The sequence below is a fragment of the Nocardioides sp. CPCC 206348 genome (assembly GCF_048654705.1).
Taxonomy (GTDB): Bacteria; Actinomycetota; Actinomycetes; order Propionibacteriales; family Nocardioidaceae; genus Nocardioides.
The window spans coordinates 10763-11532 of record NZ_JBMCZA010000133.1 but is presented as its reverse complement, the minus strand read 5'-3'; the positions used below and the strand labels follow the sequence as shown (position 1 = coordinate 11532).

Sequence of the window (770 nt, the reverse complement as noted above, 5' to 3'; positions counted from 1 at the left end):
TCAAGACCAGTGACTACCGCGCGATGGTGGCCGAGGTGGTCGAGGAGACGCCGGTCGAGAGGGTGCTGTTCCTCGGCACCCCGGGGTGGGACGAGGCCAACGTCCACGACCCGGGTGTCACGGTGGCGGACCTGGTGAGCTGGTCGCTGGAGCCGAATGATCCGATCAACATCCAGTACACCTCAGGCACGACCGGCTTCCCGAAGGGCGCGACGCTCAGTCACCGCAACATCTTGAACAACGGGTACTTCGTGACCGAGACGATCAACTTCACCCACGAGGACCGGTTGTGCATCCCGGTGCCGTTCTATCACTGCTTCGGGATGGTGATGGGCAACCTCGGTTGCACCACCCATGGCGCGGCGATGGTGATCCCGGCACCCGGGTTCGACCCCGCGGTCACGTTGCAGACCATCCAGGACGAGGCCTGTACCGGTGTGTATGGGGTGCCGACGATGTTCATCGCGATGCAGAACGCACCCGGGTTCGCCGACTACGACCTCTCCAGTTTGCGGACCGGGATCATGGCCGGTTCGCCGTGTCCGGTCGAGGTGATGAAGCGTTGCATCGAGGACATGCACATGAGTGAGGTCTCGATCGCGTACGGGATGACCGAGACCAGCCCCGTCTCCACGCAGACCCGCGCGGACGACGACCTGGATCGTCGTACGGCCACGATCGGGCGGGCGCACCCGCATGTGGAGATCAAGGTCGTCGACCCGGTCACGGGCGAGACCGTGGAACGTGGCGAACCGGGTGAGTTCTGCACC

At 64.5% G+C, this 770-nt stretch carries 1 protein-coding gene; it reads left to right on the top strand.

Annotated features, from left to right (window positions below; genetic code table 11):
• Positions 1–770, top strand: a 770-nt coding sequence (locus tag ACOADB_RS08665; protein WP_378597555.1) for an AMP-binding protein, incomplete at both ends; no start/stop codon positions are given.